Origin of the sequence: Rhizobium sp. WW22, assembly GCF_047041135.1 — a bacterium.
In the GTDB taxonomy this organism is placed as follows: domain Bacteria; phylum Pseudomonadota; class Alphaproteobacteria; order Rhizobiales; family Rhizobiaceae; genus Rhizobium.
The window spans coordinates 1014385-1028171 of record NZ_CP178198.1 but is presented as its reverse complement, the minus strand read 5'-3'; the positions used below and the strand labels follow the sequence as shown (position 1 = coordinate 1028171).

The following is a 13787-nucleotide window of genomic DNA, read 5'->3' as shown; positions in this document are numbered from 1 at the left end:
AAACCGCTATACACTTTTCCCGGAATTGCTTCAGACCAGCTCCACGTCGATCACGCCCGGCGCCGTGCGCAATGCGGCGGCGATTTCAGGCGTAATGCGATATTTCTCCGGTAGCGCCACCTCGACCTCTCGCAACCCCTCTTCCTTGATGACAATGAAGGAAACGAGGCCGTCGCCTTTCGTGTTCAGATGCGCGGCAACGGCTTTCAGCGGGCCGGAATCGCGGACATAGACGCGCAGCGCCTTCTGCATCTGCAACGACTTCTCTTCCAGCGACTGTGCTGTCTGCAGGCGCAGGCTGATACCCTCGGGGCGCTCGTCCGCCTGAGCCGTGATCACGAAGGATTTGCCGACTTCGAGAACGTCGCGATACTGGTTGAGCGTTTCAGAGAAAAGCACGGCTTCGAACTGGCCGGAAGCATCCGAAAAGACGAAGATGCCCATCTTGTTGCCGGTGCGCGTCTTGCGCTCCTGCTTCGAGATGACAGTGCCGGCCAAGCGACCGTTGCTGGCGCCTTGCTTCACCGCCGCGGAAAAATCGGCGAAGGGCTGCACCCGCATCTTGTCGAGCACGCTCTTATAAGTATCGAGCGGATGTGCCGTCAGATAGAAACCGAGCACCTGGAATTCGCGCAGCAGACGCTCCGAGGCGAGCCACGGCGTATAGGGCGGAAACACGATTTTTTCCGGACCGGAGGCAGCACTTCCGAACATGTCATGCTGGCCGCTGCGCTTGTTTTCCTGCGCCACCTGGGCATAGCCCATGACGCGGTCCAAGCCGGCAATCAGCTGCGCACGGTCGATTTCGAAGCAATCGAAAGCACCGGCGCAGATCAGGCTTTCCAGAACGCGGCGGTTGATCTGCTTGGGATCGATGCGCAGGCAGAAATCCTCGATGCTGGCAAAGGGCTGATCGCCGCGCACCTCGACGATATGGTCGACGGCGGATTCACCGACGCCCTTGATGGCGGCCAGTGCATAATAGATGCGGTTTTCGCCCGTTTCAAAATGGCGGAATGAGGTCTGCACGGAAGGCGCGATGACCTCGATGCCCAGCCGCTTGGCGTCCTGACGGAAGTCGTTGACCTTCTCGGTATTGGACATATCGAGCGTCATCGACGCGGCCAGGAACTCCACTGGATAGTGCGCCTTCATATAGGCGGTCTGGTAGGAGACGATGGCGTAGGCGGCGGCGTGCGACTTGTTGAAGCCGTAATTCGCGAATTTGGCGAGCAGATCGAAGATGACATCGGCCTGCCCCTTCGACACGCCGTTCTTGATGGCACCGTCGACGAAGCGCTCGCGCTGCTGGTCCATCTCCGCCTTGATCTTCTTACCCATGGCGCGGCGCAGAAGATCGGCTTCGCCGAGCGAATAGCCCGAGAGCACCTGGGCGACCTGCATCACCTGCTCCTGATAGACGATAACGCCCTGAGTTTCCTTCAAGAGATAGTCGATCTTCGGGTGGATCGATTCGATCTCTTCCTCGCCGTGCTTGCGGGCATTATAGACCGGGATGTTCTCCATCGGACCTGGACGATAAAGCGCCACGAGCGCGATAATATCCTCGATGCAGTCCGGCCGCATGCCGATCAGCGCCTTGCGCATGCCCGCACTTTCCACCTGGAACACGCCGACCGTCTCACCGCGCGAGAGCATATCGTAGGTCTTCTTGTCGTCGAGCGGGATGCTGGCAAGATCGATCGAGATACCGCGTTTCGCGACGAAATCGACCGCCGTTTTCAGGACGGTCAGCGTCTTCAGACCGAGGAAGTCGAACTTCACCAGGCCGGCTTGCTCCACCCATTTCATGTTGAACTGGGTGACGGGCATGTCGGAGCGCGGGTCGCGATACATCGGCACGAGCTTCGATAGCGGGCGGTCGCCGATGACGATACCGGCGGCATGTGTCGATGCGTGGCGATAGAGGCCTTCGATCTTCTGGGCGATATCGAGAAGACGGGCGACAACCGGCTCCTTGTCCGCCTCCTCCTGCAAGCGCGGCTCCTCCTCGATCGCTTTGCTCAGCGGGGTCGGATTGGCGGGATTGTTCGGCACCAGCTTGCAGATCTTATCGACCTGGCCATAGGGCATTTCCAGCACGCGGCCAACATCGCGCAAGGCGGCGCGTGCCTGCAGCGAACCGAAGGTGATGATCTGCGCCACCTGCTCGCGGCCGTATTTGGCCTGCACGTAGCGAATCACCTCTTCACGCCGGTCCTGGCAGAAGTCGATATCGAAGTCTGGCATGGAGACGCGTTCCGGGTTGAGGAAGCGCTCGAACAGCAGCGAGAAGCGCAGCGGATCGACGTCGGTGATGGTAAGGGCGTAGGCGACCAGCGAACCCGCACCGGAACCGCGACCGGGGCCGACAGGGATATCGTGGCGCTTGGCCCATTTGATGAAATCGGCAACGATCAGAAAGTAGCCGGGAAACTTCATGCGCTCGATGACGCTCAGTTCGAATTCCAGCCGATCGCGATAGTCCTTCTCCTCGTAACCCGGTGCCATACCAAGCGAGGTTATGCGCTGCTCGAGGCCCTCTACCGCCTGAGCGCGCAGCTCGGCCGCCTCGGCGCGCCCGGCCTCTTCAGGGTCGTCAGTCGCCCCGGTAAAGCGCGGCAGGATCGGCGAGCGGGTCTTCAACACGAAGGAGCAGCGGCGAGCGATTTCGACCGTGTTGTCAAGCGCTTCCGGCAAGTTGGCGAAAAGCTTTGCCATGTCTGCGCGGCTCTTCAGATAGTGATCCGGCGTCAGGCGAAATCGCGTATCGTCCGAGACGATGGCATTGTGGGCCACCGCCATCAAGGCGTCATGCGCATCGTAATCGTCCCGCGTCGGGAAAAAGGCTTCGTTGGTGGCAACAAGCGGGATCTCGTGCTCGTAAGCCAGCTTGATCATCTTTTGCTCGTGACGACGATCATAGGTGCCGTGGCGCTGCAATTCGACATAGAGCCTGTCATCGAACAGCTGCTTCAGTCTCAACAACCGGGAGAGCGCCTGTGCGGCATGCCCTTCTTTCAAAGCCATATCGACCGGGCCGGTGAGCGAACCGGTGAGCGCGATCAACCCTCCCGTACCGATCTCATCCAGCCATGAGGCTGCGATGTGAACGGCGCTGTTGCCCTCGCCGCCGAGATAGGCCCGACTGACGAGATCGACGAGGCGCTCATATCCCCGCTCGGTCGCGGCAAGCAGCACGATGGATGGCATCTTCGCCAAAGCTTGCTGCGGCCCGCGCTTCTCGCTCTCGCCGCCATCCTCCATATCGATCGATACCTGACAGCCAATGATCGGCTGCAGCCCTTCATCCATCGCCTTCTGCGAGAATTCCAGGGCGACGAACAGATTGTTCGTATCGGTAATCGCAATGGCCGGCTGACTGTCCCCGGCAGCCTTGGCCAATATCTTCTTGAGCGGCAATGCGCCCTCTAGCAGAGAATAGGCGGAATGAACCCTGAGGTGCACAAACTCCGGCATTTCGCCGACCGGCGCTGCCACGCCGCTGCCACCTGCATCCGCCATTTCATACCCTTCCGCACGCCTGAATGAATCAGCGACATTTTCGGCATTGCGGACCATAAAGTCCAGAAGTTGCTCCCATCAAATATGGGAACAGCATGTGCAAACGGGGATAAAACTTACATCGCCATCATGATGAGGGAAAAGCTGGTGACGAACATGACGATGGAAGTGAATGCTGCAACGTCTCGAATAATGTCGGTCATTTAGGCGCTCCTTACTCGTTATGTTTTCTTTTTGTTCCATTTTTGTTCGAGAGTCAATAGAAGCATCAGTAAATTTCATCAGAGAACTTTTTAGCCCGCGATGGACGCCCGCGCGGCCCGGCGCTATGCAGAGGCAAACCGGGGGTCACGATGAAGTCACTTGGCTGCGCTCTCATTCTTCTTTTGACCGCAATCGCGGCTCGCGCCGAAGACACCATTGCTTCCGACCGCATCATCGACGCGGCGATCGGCGATTGGAACAAGGACGGCAAGCCGGACCTTGCATTACTGGTGACGATGCCGCCGAATGACGAGGCAGATTATGAGATCGGGATCTACATCTATCTCCGCGACAAGGAGCACGAGCTACTGAAGCTTGCCGCCGCCGCCCCTGATAAGGTATGGGGCCGCGCTGAGCCTGGCGGCATCTACGGCCAGGAACCATCGATCGCCGCACTGCCGAGCGGTTCAATCGCGATCACCTCGCAGAACGATGCGATCGGGCGCGACCGATGGCATCAGACTTTGACGCTTGCCTATCGCAACAGCGCATTTTTGGTTGCCGGCTATAGTTACGATTTTCGTGACAACCTCGAACCCGGTAACAGCTATAGCTGCGATTACAACGTCCTGACCGGCAAGGTGACCAAGGACGACAAGATACTAAAGGCCGATGCCAAGACCATCAGCATACAGGACTGGCAGGATGATATCGGCCAGAAGGCCTGCGAAAGCAGCCATCGCTAGCAAATGTTCTCTTTTTGTTCTTTACAAATCTCGCATTGAATGGCATCTTGGCCGCTTACCAAAATTGGAGAGGGTCATGCCGGATCTTGCCGAGCTGAACGATTTTATTGTCGTCGCCAAAGCCGAAACCTATGTCGGTGACGGCGAGAAGCTGCCATCCTGCCGTAGCGGCTCGCATGACATTGGCTATGCGAGCGGGCGCTGGCGCTATCTCGACAGCTACTTCGGCGGCACGGACTTCGCCGGACAAGAGCTCGTATGGCATGACGGCGAGCCGGTATGGGCCATGAACTATTTCGGCCATATCGTCGAACACGACCTGATCGACGGAACGCGCGCCGGCATGGTGATCAAGGCGGCCCTCCTGCGGCTCTATCTTGACGAAAGGCGCTTTCTCGGCGGCTTCGAGTTCGAGCATGCCTATGGGCTTTACATCGATGAAAACATTGGCGACTGCCACCATTTCAGCGGCTACGAAGCTATCATCGTTAGCGAACGCAAGGCTTACGAACTGGATTATCGCGGCGGCCTGATCATCCCGTAAAAGGATCAGACCTCCACAACCTTGCCTTCGCTCAAGGTAACACGGCGATCCATGCGGGCAGCGAGTTCGTGATTGTGCGTGGCGATCAGGGCCGCAAGACCGGATTGGCGCACCAGCGCCTCCAGTGCATCGAAGACGTAATGCGCGGTCGCCGGATCGAGATTGCCGGTGGGCTCATCCGCCAGCAGCACCAGCGGGGCATTGGCGACGGCCCGCGCGATTGCGACGCGTTGCTGCTCGCCGCCGGACAATTCGGCGGGGCGATGATCACCGCGATGGCCGATACGCATGTAGTCTAGAAGCTGAGCGGCTCGCTCGCTGGCATCCTTCCGCGAAAGGCCGGAAATGAGCTGCGGCATCATGATATTCTCAAGCGCCGAGAATTCCGGAAGCAGGTGATGGAACTGATAGACGAAGCCGATCTCGCTGCGGCGCACGGCCGTACGTCTATCGTCAGACAAGTCCTCACAGGCCTGACCGTTGACGAGCACTTCGCCGCCATCCGGATGCTCAAGCAGCCCGGCCACATGCAGAAGCGTTGATTTACCTGTGCCTGACGGCGCGACGAGCGCAACAATCTCGCCGCTGTGCAGCGTGAAATCCGCCCCCTTCAAGATCGACAGCCGCGTCTCGCCCTGCCCGTAGTGACGCTCCACGCCAGAGAGCTGGAGAACGACGTTGCGTTTCATCAAATGAAATATCCTTATTCGTAGCGCAGCGCCTGCACCGGATCGAGCCGCGAGGCCCGCCAGGCGGGAAAGATGGTGGCAAGGAAGGACAGAGTGAGTGCCATCACGATGACGGAGATGGTCTCACTGAGATTCATCTGGGCCGGCAATTTGCTGAGGAAATAGACCTCCGGATTGAAAATCACGGTGCCGGAAATCCAGGAGAAGAACTGGCGGATGGACTCGATATTGAGACAGACCAGGACACCGAGTATGACGCCGGCGAACGTTCCAACGACGCCGATCGCCGCCCCCGTCATGAAGAAGATGCGCATGATCGCGCCCGACGTCGCCCCCATAGTCCGCAGGATGGCGATGTCGCTGCCCTTGTCCTTCACCAGCATGATCAGGCCGGAAATGATATTCAGCGCGGCAACGAGAACGATCAGCGTCAGGATCATGAACATCGTGTTGCGCTCGACCTGGAGGGCTGAGAAGAAAGTGGCGTTGACCTGCCGCCAGTCCGTCAGGAAAATCTGTCGCCCCGCCGCCTCTTCGATCTTCGGCCGCAATTGATCGACTTCATCCGGATTGGTGACGAAGAGCTCGATCTTCTCGACAATGCCCTCGGCATTGAAAAAGACCTGCGCCTCCTCCAGCGGCATGAAGACGACGGAAGAATCATATTCCGACATGCCTACTTCGAAGATACCGGAGATCGTGTATGCCTTGACGCGCGGGTTGACGCCGAAGGGCGTGACGTCGCCATCCGGTGCCGTAAGGGTGATCTGATCGCCGACCGTCAGTCCCAGCTGCCGGGCCAACCGGCTGCCGACAAGAACGCCCTGTCCGGAAGCAAAGCCGACAATGTCACCGGAAACGATGTGATCGGAGACCGATTTGAGCTTGGTCAGATCTTCCGAACGGATGCCGCGGACCAGCGCGCCAGTGCCGGAGCCGCCGCGGCCGGAAGCAAGTGTTTCGCCCTCGACGAGCGGCAGGGCCATGGTGACGCCGGGAACGGCAGAAAACTTCTTTGCCAGATCAGCATAATCGTTCAACGGCGAATCAATCGGCTGCACGACGACATGACCGTTGAAGCCGAGAATCTGCTTGAAGAGCTCGGCGCGGAAACCGTTCATCACGGCCATGACGATAATCAGGGCAGCGACACCGAGCATGATGCCGACCAACGAGAAGCCGGCAATTACCGAAATCGAGGCCTCCTTGCGCCGGGAGCGCAGATAGCGCCAAGCGACGAGCCGTTCGAAACCGGAGAACGGGCGAGACGATGGGCCGGCCTTGAACGAATTTTCCTGCTGTTCCACTGCCGCGCTCACCGCCATTCGCCTTTCATCCTTTGTATCGTCAATCAGCCTGCCAGCCGATTGATCGCTGCCTCGACCGTCATCGTCTCGCGAGCGCCGGTCTTACGGTCCTTCACTTCCACTTCGCCGCTCGCGATCGAACGCGGGCCGACGACGATCTGCACGGGCACACCGATCAGATCGGCGGTCGCGAACTTCGTTCCGGCGCGCTCGTCGCGATCGTCGTACAGCACGTCCTTGCCGGCCTTCGACAGCGCGGCATAAACCGTTTCGCAAGCTTCGTCACAGGCCCGGTCCCCGGCCTTCATGTTGATCACCACGACATCGAACGGCGCGACCGAGGCCGGCCAGATGATTCCGTTCTCATCATGCGATGCTTCGATGATGGCGGGAACAAGGCGTGTCGGGCCGATACCGTAAGATCCCATGTGGACAGCATGTTCCTTGCCGTCAGGACCCTGCACCTTCGCGCCCATCGGCTCGGAATACTTGGTGCCAAAATAGAAGATATGGCCGACCTCGATGCCACGCGCAGACAGGCGATCCCCTTCGGGAATAGCGTTGAAGGCGGCTTCGTCATGCATTTCCGAGGTTGCGGCATAGACCGAGGTCCACTTGTCGAAAATCCCCTTCAGGCCGGCGGCATCATCGAAATCCGTGTCTTCGCCCGGAATGTCGAAATTGACGAAATCCTTATGGCAGAAAACTTCGGACTCGCCGGTATCGGCAAGAATGATGAACTCGTGACTGAGATTGCCGCCGATAGGACCGGTATCCGCACGCATCGGGATTGCTCTCAGGCCGAGCCGATTGAAAGTGCGCAGATAAGCGGCGAACATCTTGTTATAAGATTGCACGGCGCCTTCCTGCGTCAGATCGAAGGAATAGGCATCCTTCATCATGAATTCGCGCGAGCGCATCGTGCCGAAACGCGGACGGATTTCGTCGCGGAACTTCAGCTGGATGTGATAGAGATTCAATGGCAAGTCCTTGTAGGACTTGATGTAAGACCGAAAGATGTCGGTGACCATCTCCTCGTTGGTCGGACCATAAAGCATGGGCCGATCCTGCCGGTCCTTGATGCGCAGCATCTCCTTGCCATAGGCGTCATAACGGCCGCTTTCCTGCCAAAGCTCGGCCGACTGCAGTGTCGGCATCAACAGCTCGATGGCGCCGGAACGGTTCTGTTCCTCGCGGATGATCTTATTGACCTTGTCCAGTACGCGCTTGCCCAGCGGTAGCCAGGAATAGATACCCTGCGACTGCTGCCGGATCATGCCGGTGCGCAGCATAAGCCGATGGGAAACGATTTCAGCCTCCTTGGGATTTTCCTTCAGGATGGGCATGAAGTAACGAGACAGACGCATGACGCTTGTTCCAGATGGTTTGACGTTCCGCTCGCGGCGGAATCGTTGGCAAATTATGTACTGGAGGCAGTTCATAACTGCTTCGGCGAAGGAAGGAAACCCGCATTCTTCAACAGAAGATTTTGGTAAAAGCCCGGAAATGCAAGGGAAAGCGCCTATTTCGGCTGGTTCGAAAAAGCACACATTTATAAGGATTTACGGCAAAAATCCGCTAACAGAAAAATTCTGCGCGACTGTAGCAAAAAAGCAAAAAAAAGGATGACAAAGCTCAATGTTTGAGCTAATTTCAGCTCACAAAAGAGGCAGGAAGGCTAAATTCTTGTCGTTTCGCGGTCAAGTCTTGGGAGGATCAGATCTTAGGCGCGCTAGCTCGCTGCCCCGGTAACGGATAAGGATCACGCGATACTTTAAAACAAGGCTTATGGCCTTGTTTTTTTTTGCTTTCTCAGCTCGATCTATTACAGATCAGTCCAATTGCGAGAAAGTGTCTTCCACCTTTCGGCAGAACAACTCAAATGTCGTCCGGGATTTGATGCGCCATGCACATGACAGACGTGTGACGAATTGATGGCGATTGCGAGGCGCAAGCAAAGAGACGGCTCAAATGATTGATCCGTGTCCTACTGCGCCCTTTCCATCAATTGTAGTTCGGCACGAACCTTGGAATGGAATCTATGCTCAGCCCGAAATAATGCGATGCAACATACCAAGTGGCGTACACGAGAGCCGACACCAGCGTCGTGATGAGAACCACTCGCCAAGCGCGGAATTTCGTCGGTGCACTTTCGACCGTACCTAGAATCACATGCTCGTCTTCGGCCTGGGTGCGCAGACCGAACGGCAGGACGGCAAAAAGCGTAATCCACCAGATGACGAAATAAACGGCGAAACTGGCGATGATCTGCTGTGCCATTATGCTCCCTTCGAGACGAGCCCGCTCGTCTCCTCCTCTTCCAAACTGCTTATAGGGGCAAAACAGTTGTCTTTCAAAGCGCAGATCAGCGCACTTTAAAGCGGATTCAGATTCTGGGCCAGTTCCGGCAAAAATCATCCCGCTCCGTGTCACACCTGCTCAAGCTCGATAAGCGTTCCGAAGAAATCCTTCGGATGCAGGAAGAGCACGGGCTTGCCATGCGCGCCGATCTTCGGCTCGCCATTGCCGAGCACGCGTGCTCCCGACGCGACAAGTTTATCGCGAGCCGCGAAGATATCGGCGACCTCATAACAAATGTGGTGCATGCCGCCATCCGGGTTCTTGGCCAGGAAGGCAGCGATAGGCGAGGCTTCGCCCAGCGGCTCCAGCAGTTCGACCTTGGTATTCGGCAGCTCTACGAAAACGACGATAACGCCGTGTTCCGGCAGTGTCTGCGGCTGAGATACCGTAGCACCGAGCGTTTCACGATAGGCCTTAGAAGCCGCCGCAATATCCGGCACGGCTATCGCGATATGATTGATCCGTCCCAGCACGATACTCTCCTCCCCGATCGGCCGTTGAACTCAGCCGCCGGTTCGCGTCACGAACACGGTCACCATCGGCTTCTTGCCCCAGCCCTGATTGGCGGCGGCGCGCACCGCGCGGCGTACCGCCTCCTGCAGCATATTCAGATCCTTGCGGCGAGCGCGCGGAATGCTTTCGATGGCGCTGACGATGGCATCGAAGAGCGTGTCCTCCATCTCCTCACCTTCATCATCATAGGCCGGCAGGCCGATCGGCACGAGATCAGGGTCACCGACGATGTCGTAACGGGCATCGAGCACGACATTGACGGCGACATGGCCGACATAGGAAAGCTTCTTGCGCTCGCCGATGCCCATCTCGTCGAAATCGCCGATCAGAATACCGTCCTTGAAGATGCGCCCATGCGGGGCCTCGCCGATCACCTCGACCGGACCGGGCGCAAGGCGCACGACATCGCCGTTGCGTACGCGCGGCACGGTGGCAATGCCACTCTGTTCGGCCAATTCCTTATGGGCGGTCAGGTGCGTCGCCTCGCCATGCACGGGGATGACGACCTTCGGGCGCGTCCATTCATACATCTTCTGCAATTCGTTGCGCCGAGGATGGCCGGAGACGTGCACGAGCGCCTCAGCATCCGTCACCACATGAACGCCCTGTTCGATCAGACCGTTCTTGATGTCCTGAATGGCCTTCTCATTGCCGGGAATGGCGCGCGAGGAAAAGACGACGATATCGCCAGCCGCCAATGCGACGTTGCGCATCTCGTCCCGGGAGAGCTTGGCAAGCGCTGCGCGCGGCTCACCCTGGCTGCCGGTCAAGATCACCACGACCTTGTCGCGCGGGATATAGCCATATTCGTCTTCAGCGATGAAAGGCTTCATGCCTTCCATCAGGCCGATGTCGCGGGCGACGTCGACGACACGTTTCAGCGAGCTGCCAAGCAGCAGTATTTCGCGGCCGGCAGCTTCGGCAGCTTCGGCAATGGTTCGGATGCGGCCGACATTCGACGAGAACGTCGTGATCGCCACCCTGCCCTCGGCATCCTCGATGATCTTGCGCAGGCTTTCCGAGACGTCCTTTTCCGAAGGCGAAACGCCGTCGCGCAACGCGTTGGTGGAATCGCACATCAGCGCCAGCACACCCTCTTCACCGAGCTGGCGGAAGCGGGTCTCGTCGGTCAGCGGCCCAAGCGACGGCTCGTGATCGATCTTCCAGTCACCAGTATGAACGACATTGCCGAGCGGCGTGCGGATCATCAACGACATCGGCTCGGGGATCGAGTGGTTGACGGCCACGCCTTCGATCTCGAACGGGCCGACATTGATGCGGTCGCCGGCCTTGAACAGCGTCACCGGGATCTCGCCCATCGATTTCTCGTAATCGCGCTTTGCTTCGAGAAGACCGGCGGTAAAAGCCGAGGCGTAGATCGGAACGTTCAGCCCGGGCCAAAGATCATTAAGCGCGCCGTAGTGATCCTCGTGCGCGTGGGTGATGATGATGCCCTTGAGGTTCTTGCGTTCCTTGGCGAGGAAACGGATATCCGGCAAGATGAGATCGACACCCGGCAGATCCGGCCCCGGGAAGGTGACGCCGCAATCGACCATGATCCACTGGCGCTGCTCAGCCGGACCGTAGCCGTAGAGCGCGAGATTCATGCCGATTTCGCCGACGCCGCCGAGTGGCAGAAACACCAGTTCGTCTTGCTTCGCCATCTGATCCCCAACCATTATCTAAAGAAAACGTCGCCCGCCGCGATCGGCATAATCCTGCCGTCCTCGGTTTCGAGCATCAACAAGCCATTATCATCGATTCCCGAGAAATGGCCCAAAATCGAGCGATCCGGCAAGTTTACCGTGATCTTTTCCCCGATGCCGCACGCAAATTCACGCCAGCGCGCGGTGATCTCGCGAACGCCCTTACCACGGCTCCAGACGTAGAGCGCCTCCGACATCGCGGCATAAAGATGGGCAAACAATTCCTCCGGCGACACCATGGAACCCTGCTGCCTCAGGCATGTAACCGGATACATCGGATTGTCAGGCATCACGGCAATGTTGATGCCGATGCCGATGACGAGCGCATACCGGCCGTCCGGCAGCGCTTCGCCCTCGATCAAGATGCCGCAGGTCTTCTTGCGACCGATCAGGATATCGTTCGGCCATTTGATCTCGACCGGCTCGGCGGCGAGCGGCAGCACGCCGCGTACCGCCTGATGCACGGCGAGCGCCACCGCAAGCGGCAGAGAGCCAAGGCGGTCCATGGGAGCGGGATCGATCAGAAGAAGAGATGCGTAGAGATTGCCGGCTTCCGACACCCAGGGACGACCGCGGCGACCACGTCCCCCCGTCTGGCGCTCAGCGGTGACCCAAAGGTTTCCAGGGTCGCCTGCGCGCGCCCGCTCGAGGCAGACGCTGTTTGTGGACGAGGTTTCCTGAAGGGCATCATGCCGGAAGTCGGCGAGCGACTTCCGGCTATTCATGTCAGACGCCATCAAAACAGCGTCGCAGCGGCCAGATCGGCAGCACCACCGATTGCGCCGCCGAAGAAGACATAGGCGATGACGAACAGACCGGAGAGACCGAAGACGAGGCGCAGCGAACCAGCCGTGCGGGCGAATTCATCCTTGGCTTCATCGAACCACATCACCTTGATGACGCGCAGATAATAGTAAGCGCCGACGACCGAAGCCAGAACGCCGATGATGGCGAGCGCATAGAGATGCGCCTGGATGGCGGCGACGAAGACGAAGTACTTTCCGAAGAAGCCTGCGAGCGGCGGGATGCCGGCCAGCGAGAACATCACGCGGTCAGGACAACCGCCATAAAGGGATTGGTCGTCGAAAGCCCGGCGAGATCGTCGATGTTTTCGACCTGACGGCCATCCTTGCGGCGCATCGCCATTATGATGGCGAAGGAGCCGAGCGTCATGACCATGTAGATGACCATGTAGAGCATGACGCCGGAGACGCCGGTCTTGGTGCCGGCGGCGAGGCCGACAAGCGCATAGCCCATGTGACCGATCGACGAATAGGCCATCAGTCGCTTGAAGTTGCGCTGACCGATCGCCGCGAACGAGCCGAGCAACATCGAGGCGATCGAGATGAAGACGATGATCTGCTGCCAGTCGGCAAGCACCGGATGGAAAGCCGTGACCACGATGCGGGTCAGGATAGCCATGGCGGCAACCTTTGGCGCAGCCGCGAAGAAGGCTGTGACCGGGGTCGGCGCACCTTCATAGACATCGGGCGTCCACATGTGGAACGGCACGGCGGAAATCTTGAAGGCGAGGCCCGCAAGCACGAAGACCAGACCGAAGACGAGGCCGAGCGAACGGGTTTCGGCGCTGAGTGCGGTCGCGATCGCATCGAAGCTCGTGTGGCCGGTGAAGCCGTAAACCAGCGACATGCCATAAAGCAGCATACCGGAGGACAGCGCACCGAGGACGAAGTACTTCAGGCCGGCTTCGGTCGACTTCAGGCTGTCGCGGTTGATGGCGGCAACGACGTAAAGGGCCAGCGACTGCAGTTCCAGCGACAGGTACAGCGAGATCAGGTCATGCGCCGAGATCATCAGCAGGATGCCGAGGGTCGCGAGCACGAGCAGAACCGGGAACTCGAAGCGGTCGAGCTGCTGCTCGCGCGCATGCCCCATGCTGAGGAACATGGCGACGATCGAGCCGACCAGCGCGACGATCTTCATGAAGCGGGAGAAGCCGTCGGCGAGATAGGCGCCGCCGTAAGCCAGGCCTTCGCCCGGAACGAAGATGATCCAGAGACCTGCCACCGCGAGGACCGCGATCGCAAGACCGGTGACCGTGGGTCCCGACCGCTCGCCCGAGAAGACGCCGATCATGAGCAGCACAAGCGCACCGACCGCGAGGATGAGCTCCGGAATGGAAAGATGCAGGCTTGCAAGAATTGTGTCAGCAGTCATGTCGAATAGGTCCC

Annotated in this window: 11 protein-coding genes and 1 pseudogene; 3 read left to right on the top strand and 9 right to left on the bottom strand. The window is 58.8% G+C overall.

Annotated elements, in window-relative coordinates; all coding sequences use genetic code 11:
- Positions 1–30: 30 nt before the first annotated feature.
- The gene (gene dnaE / locus ACK83U_RS05125) at positions 31–3525 is read right to left on the bottom strand and encodes a DNA polymerase III subunit alpha (RefSeq protein WP_112607602.1); all 3495 of its coding nucleotides are present in this window, start codon (positions 3523–3525) and stop codon (positions 31–33) included.
- Positions 3526–3878: 353 nt separating this feature from the next.
- Between dnaE and ACK83U_RS05120 the strand changes: the two genes are divergently transcribed.
- Positions 3879–4475 carry a hypothetical protein gene (locus ACK83U_RS05120; protein WP_112607137.1) on the top strand — a complete coding sequence of 199 codons (597 nt, stop codon included), beginning with the start codon at positions 3879–3881 and terminating at the stop codon, positions 4473–4475.
- Positions 4476–4551: 76 nt separating this feature from the next.
- The gene (locus ACK83U_RS05115; RefSeq protein WP_112607139.1) at positions 4552–5019 is read left to right on the top strand and encodes a DUF5680 domain-containing protein; all 468 of its coding nucleotides are present in this window, start codon (positions 4552–4554) and stop codon (positions 5017–5019) included.
- 5 nt (positions 5020–5024) lie between these two features.
- On the opposite strand, the gene ACK83U_RS05110 is transcribed toward ACK83U_RS05115, so the two are convergent.
- Genes ACK83U_RS05110 through proS form a run of 3 tightly spaced genes read right to left on the bottom strand, consistent with a single transcriptional unit; the run spans position 5025 to position 8382 of the window.
- Positions 5025–5708, bottom strand: coding sequence for an ABC transporter ATP-binding protein (locus ACK83U_RS05110; RefSeq protein WP_112337514.1), 684 nt, complete (start codon positions 5706–5708; stop codon positions 5025–5027).
- Positions 5709–5722: 14 nt separating this feature from the next.
- Positions 5723–7033: a lipoprotein-releasing ABC transporter permease subunit gene (locus ACK83U_RS05105; protein WP_112337515.1), complete on the bottom strand. Its 1311-nt coding sequence runs from the start codon at positions 7031–7033 to the stop codon at positions 5723–5725.
- 26 nt (positions 7034–7059) lie between these two features.
- The gene (gene proS, locus ACK83U_RS05100) at positions 7060–8382 is read right to left on the bottom strand and encodes a proline--tRNA ligase (RefSeq protein ID WP_112607141.1); all 1323 of its coding nucleotides are present in this window, start codon (positions 8380–8382) and stop codon (positions 7060–7062) included.
- Here proS and ACK83U_RS05095 point away from each other — a divergent pair.
- Positions 8381–8644 carry a hypothetical protein gene (locus ACK83U_RS05095; RefSeq protein WP_146746692.1) on the top strand — a complete coding sequence of 88 codons (264 nt, stop codon included), beginning with the start codon at positions 8381–8383 and terminating at the stop codon, positions 8642–8644. The genes proS and ACK83U_RS05095 overlap by 2 nt on opposite strands.
- A gap of 375 nt (positions 8645–9019) precedes the next feature.
- On the opposite strand, the gene ACK83U_RS05090 is transcribed toward ACK83U_RS05095, so the two are convergent.
- The 5 genes and pseudogenes from ACK83U_RS05090 to nuoN all read right to left on the bottom strand — a co-directional run bounded on the left by ACK83U_RS05090 (position 9020) and on the right by nuoN (position 13773).
- Complete coding sequence (locus tag ACK83U_RS05090) at positions 9020–9295, bottom strand: DUF1467 family protein (RefSeq protein WP_112607143.1); 276 nt, start codon at positions 9293–9295, stop codon at positions 9020–9022.
- Between the two features lie 149 nt (positions 9296–9444).
- On the bottom strand, positions 9445–9849 hold the full coding sequence (mce, locus tag ACK83U_RS05085) for a methylmalonyl-CoA epimerase (protein WP_112607145.1): 405 nt from the start codon (positions 9847–9849) through the stop codon (positions 9445–9447).
- A 30-nt stretch (positions 9850–9879) separates the two neighbouring features.
- Complete coding sequence (locus tag ACK83U_RS05080) at positions 9880–11553, bottom strand: ribonuclease J (RefSeq protein WP_112607604.1); 1674 nt, start codon at positions 11551–11553, stop codon at positions 9880–9882.
- A 14-nt stretch (positions 11554–11567) separates the two neighbouring features.
- Positions 11568–12332, bottom strand: a complete 765-nt coding sequence (locus ACK83U_RS05075) for a biotin--[acetyl-CoA-carboxylase] ligase (RefSeq protein ID WP_112607147.1) — start codon at positions 12330–12332, stop codon at positions 11568–11570.
- Positions 12332–13773 (bottom strand): annotated as a pseudogene (gene nuoN, locus ACK83U_RS05070) (NADH-quinone oxidoreductase subunit NuoN). The gene ACK83U_RS05075 and the pseudogene nuoN overlap by 1 nt, the downstream one beginning before the upstream one ends.
- Positions 13774–13787 lie beyond the last annotated feature (14 nt).

Excerpts from the sequence above, each read along its gene's own strand:
- ACK83U_RS05110 (WP_112337514.1), bottom strand. The coding sequence starts at position 5,708 with ATGAAACGCAACGTCGTTCTCCAGCTCTCTGGCGTGGAGCGTCACTAC.
- proS (WP_112607141.1), bottom strand. The coding sequence starts at position 8,382 with ATGCGTCTGTCTCGTTACTTCATGCCCATCCTGAAGGAAAATCCCAAG.
- ACK83U_RS05095 (WP_146746692.1), top strand. The coding sequence starts at position 8,381 with ATGACGCTTGTTCCAGATGGTTTGACGTTCCGCTCGCGGCGGAATCGT.
- ACK83U_RS05075 (WP_112607147.1), bottom strand. The coding sequence starts at position 12,332 with ATGGCGTCTGACATGAATAGCCGGAAGTCGCTCGCCGACTTCCGGCAT.
- ACK83U_RS05090 (WP_112607143.1), bottom strand. The coding sequence starts at position 9,295 with ATGGCACAGCAGATCATCGCCAGTTTCGCCGTTTATTTCGTCATCTGG.
- ACK83U_RS05120 (WP_112607137.1), top strand. The coding sequence starts at position 3,879 with ATGAAGTCACTTGGCTGCGCTCTCATTCTTCTTTTGACCGCAATCGCG.
- dnaE (WP_112607602.1), bottom strand. The coding sequence starts at position 3,525 with ATGGCGGATGCAGGTGGCAGCGGCGTGGCAGCGCCGGTCGGCGAAATG.
- ACK83U_RS05115 (WP_112607139.1), top strand. The coding sequence starts at position 4,552 with ATGCCGGATCTTGCCGAGCTGAACGATTTTATTGTCGTCGCCAAAGCC.
- ACK83U_RS05105 (WP_112337515.1), bottom strand. The coding sequence starts at position 7,033 with ATGGCGGTGAGCGCGGCAGTGGAACAGCAGGAAAATTCGTTCAAGGCC.
- ACK83U_RS05080 (WP_112607604.1), bottom strand. The coding sequence starts at position 11,553 with ATGGCGAAGCAAGACGAACTGGTGTTTCTGCCACTCGGCGGCGTCGGC.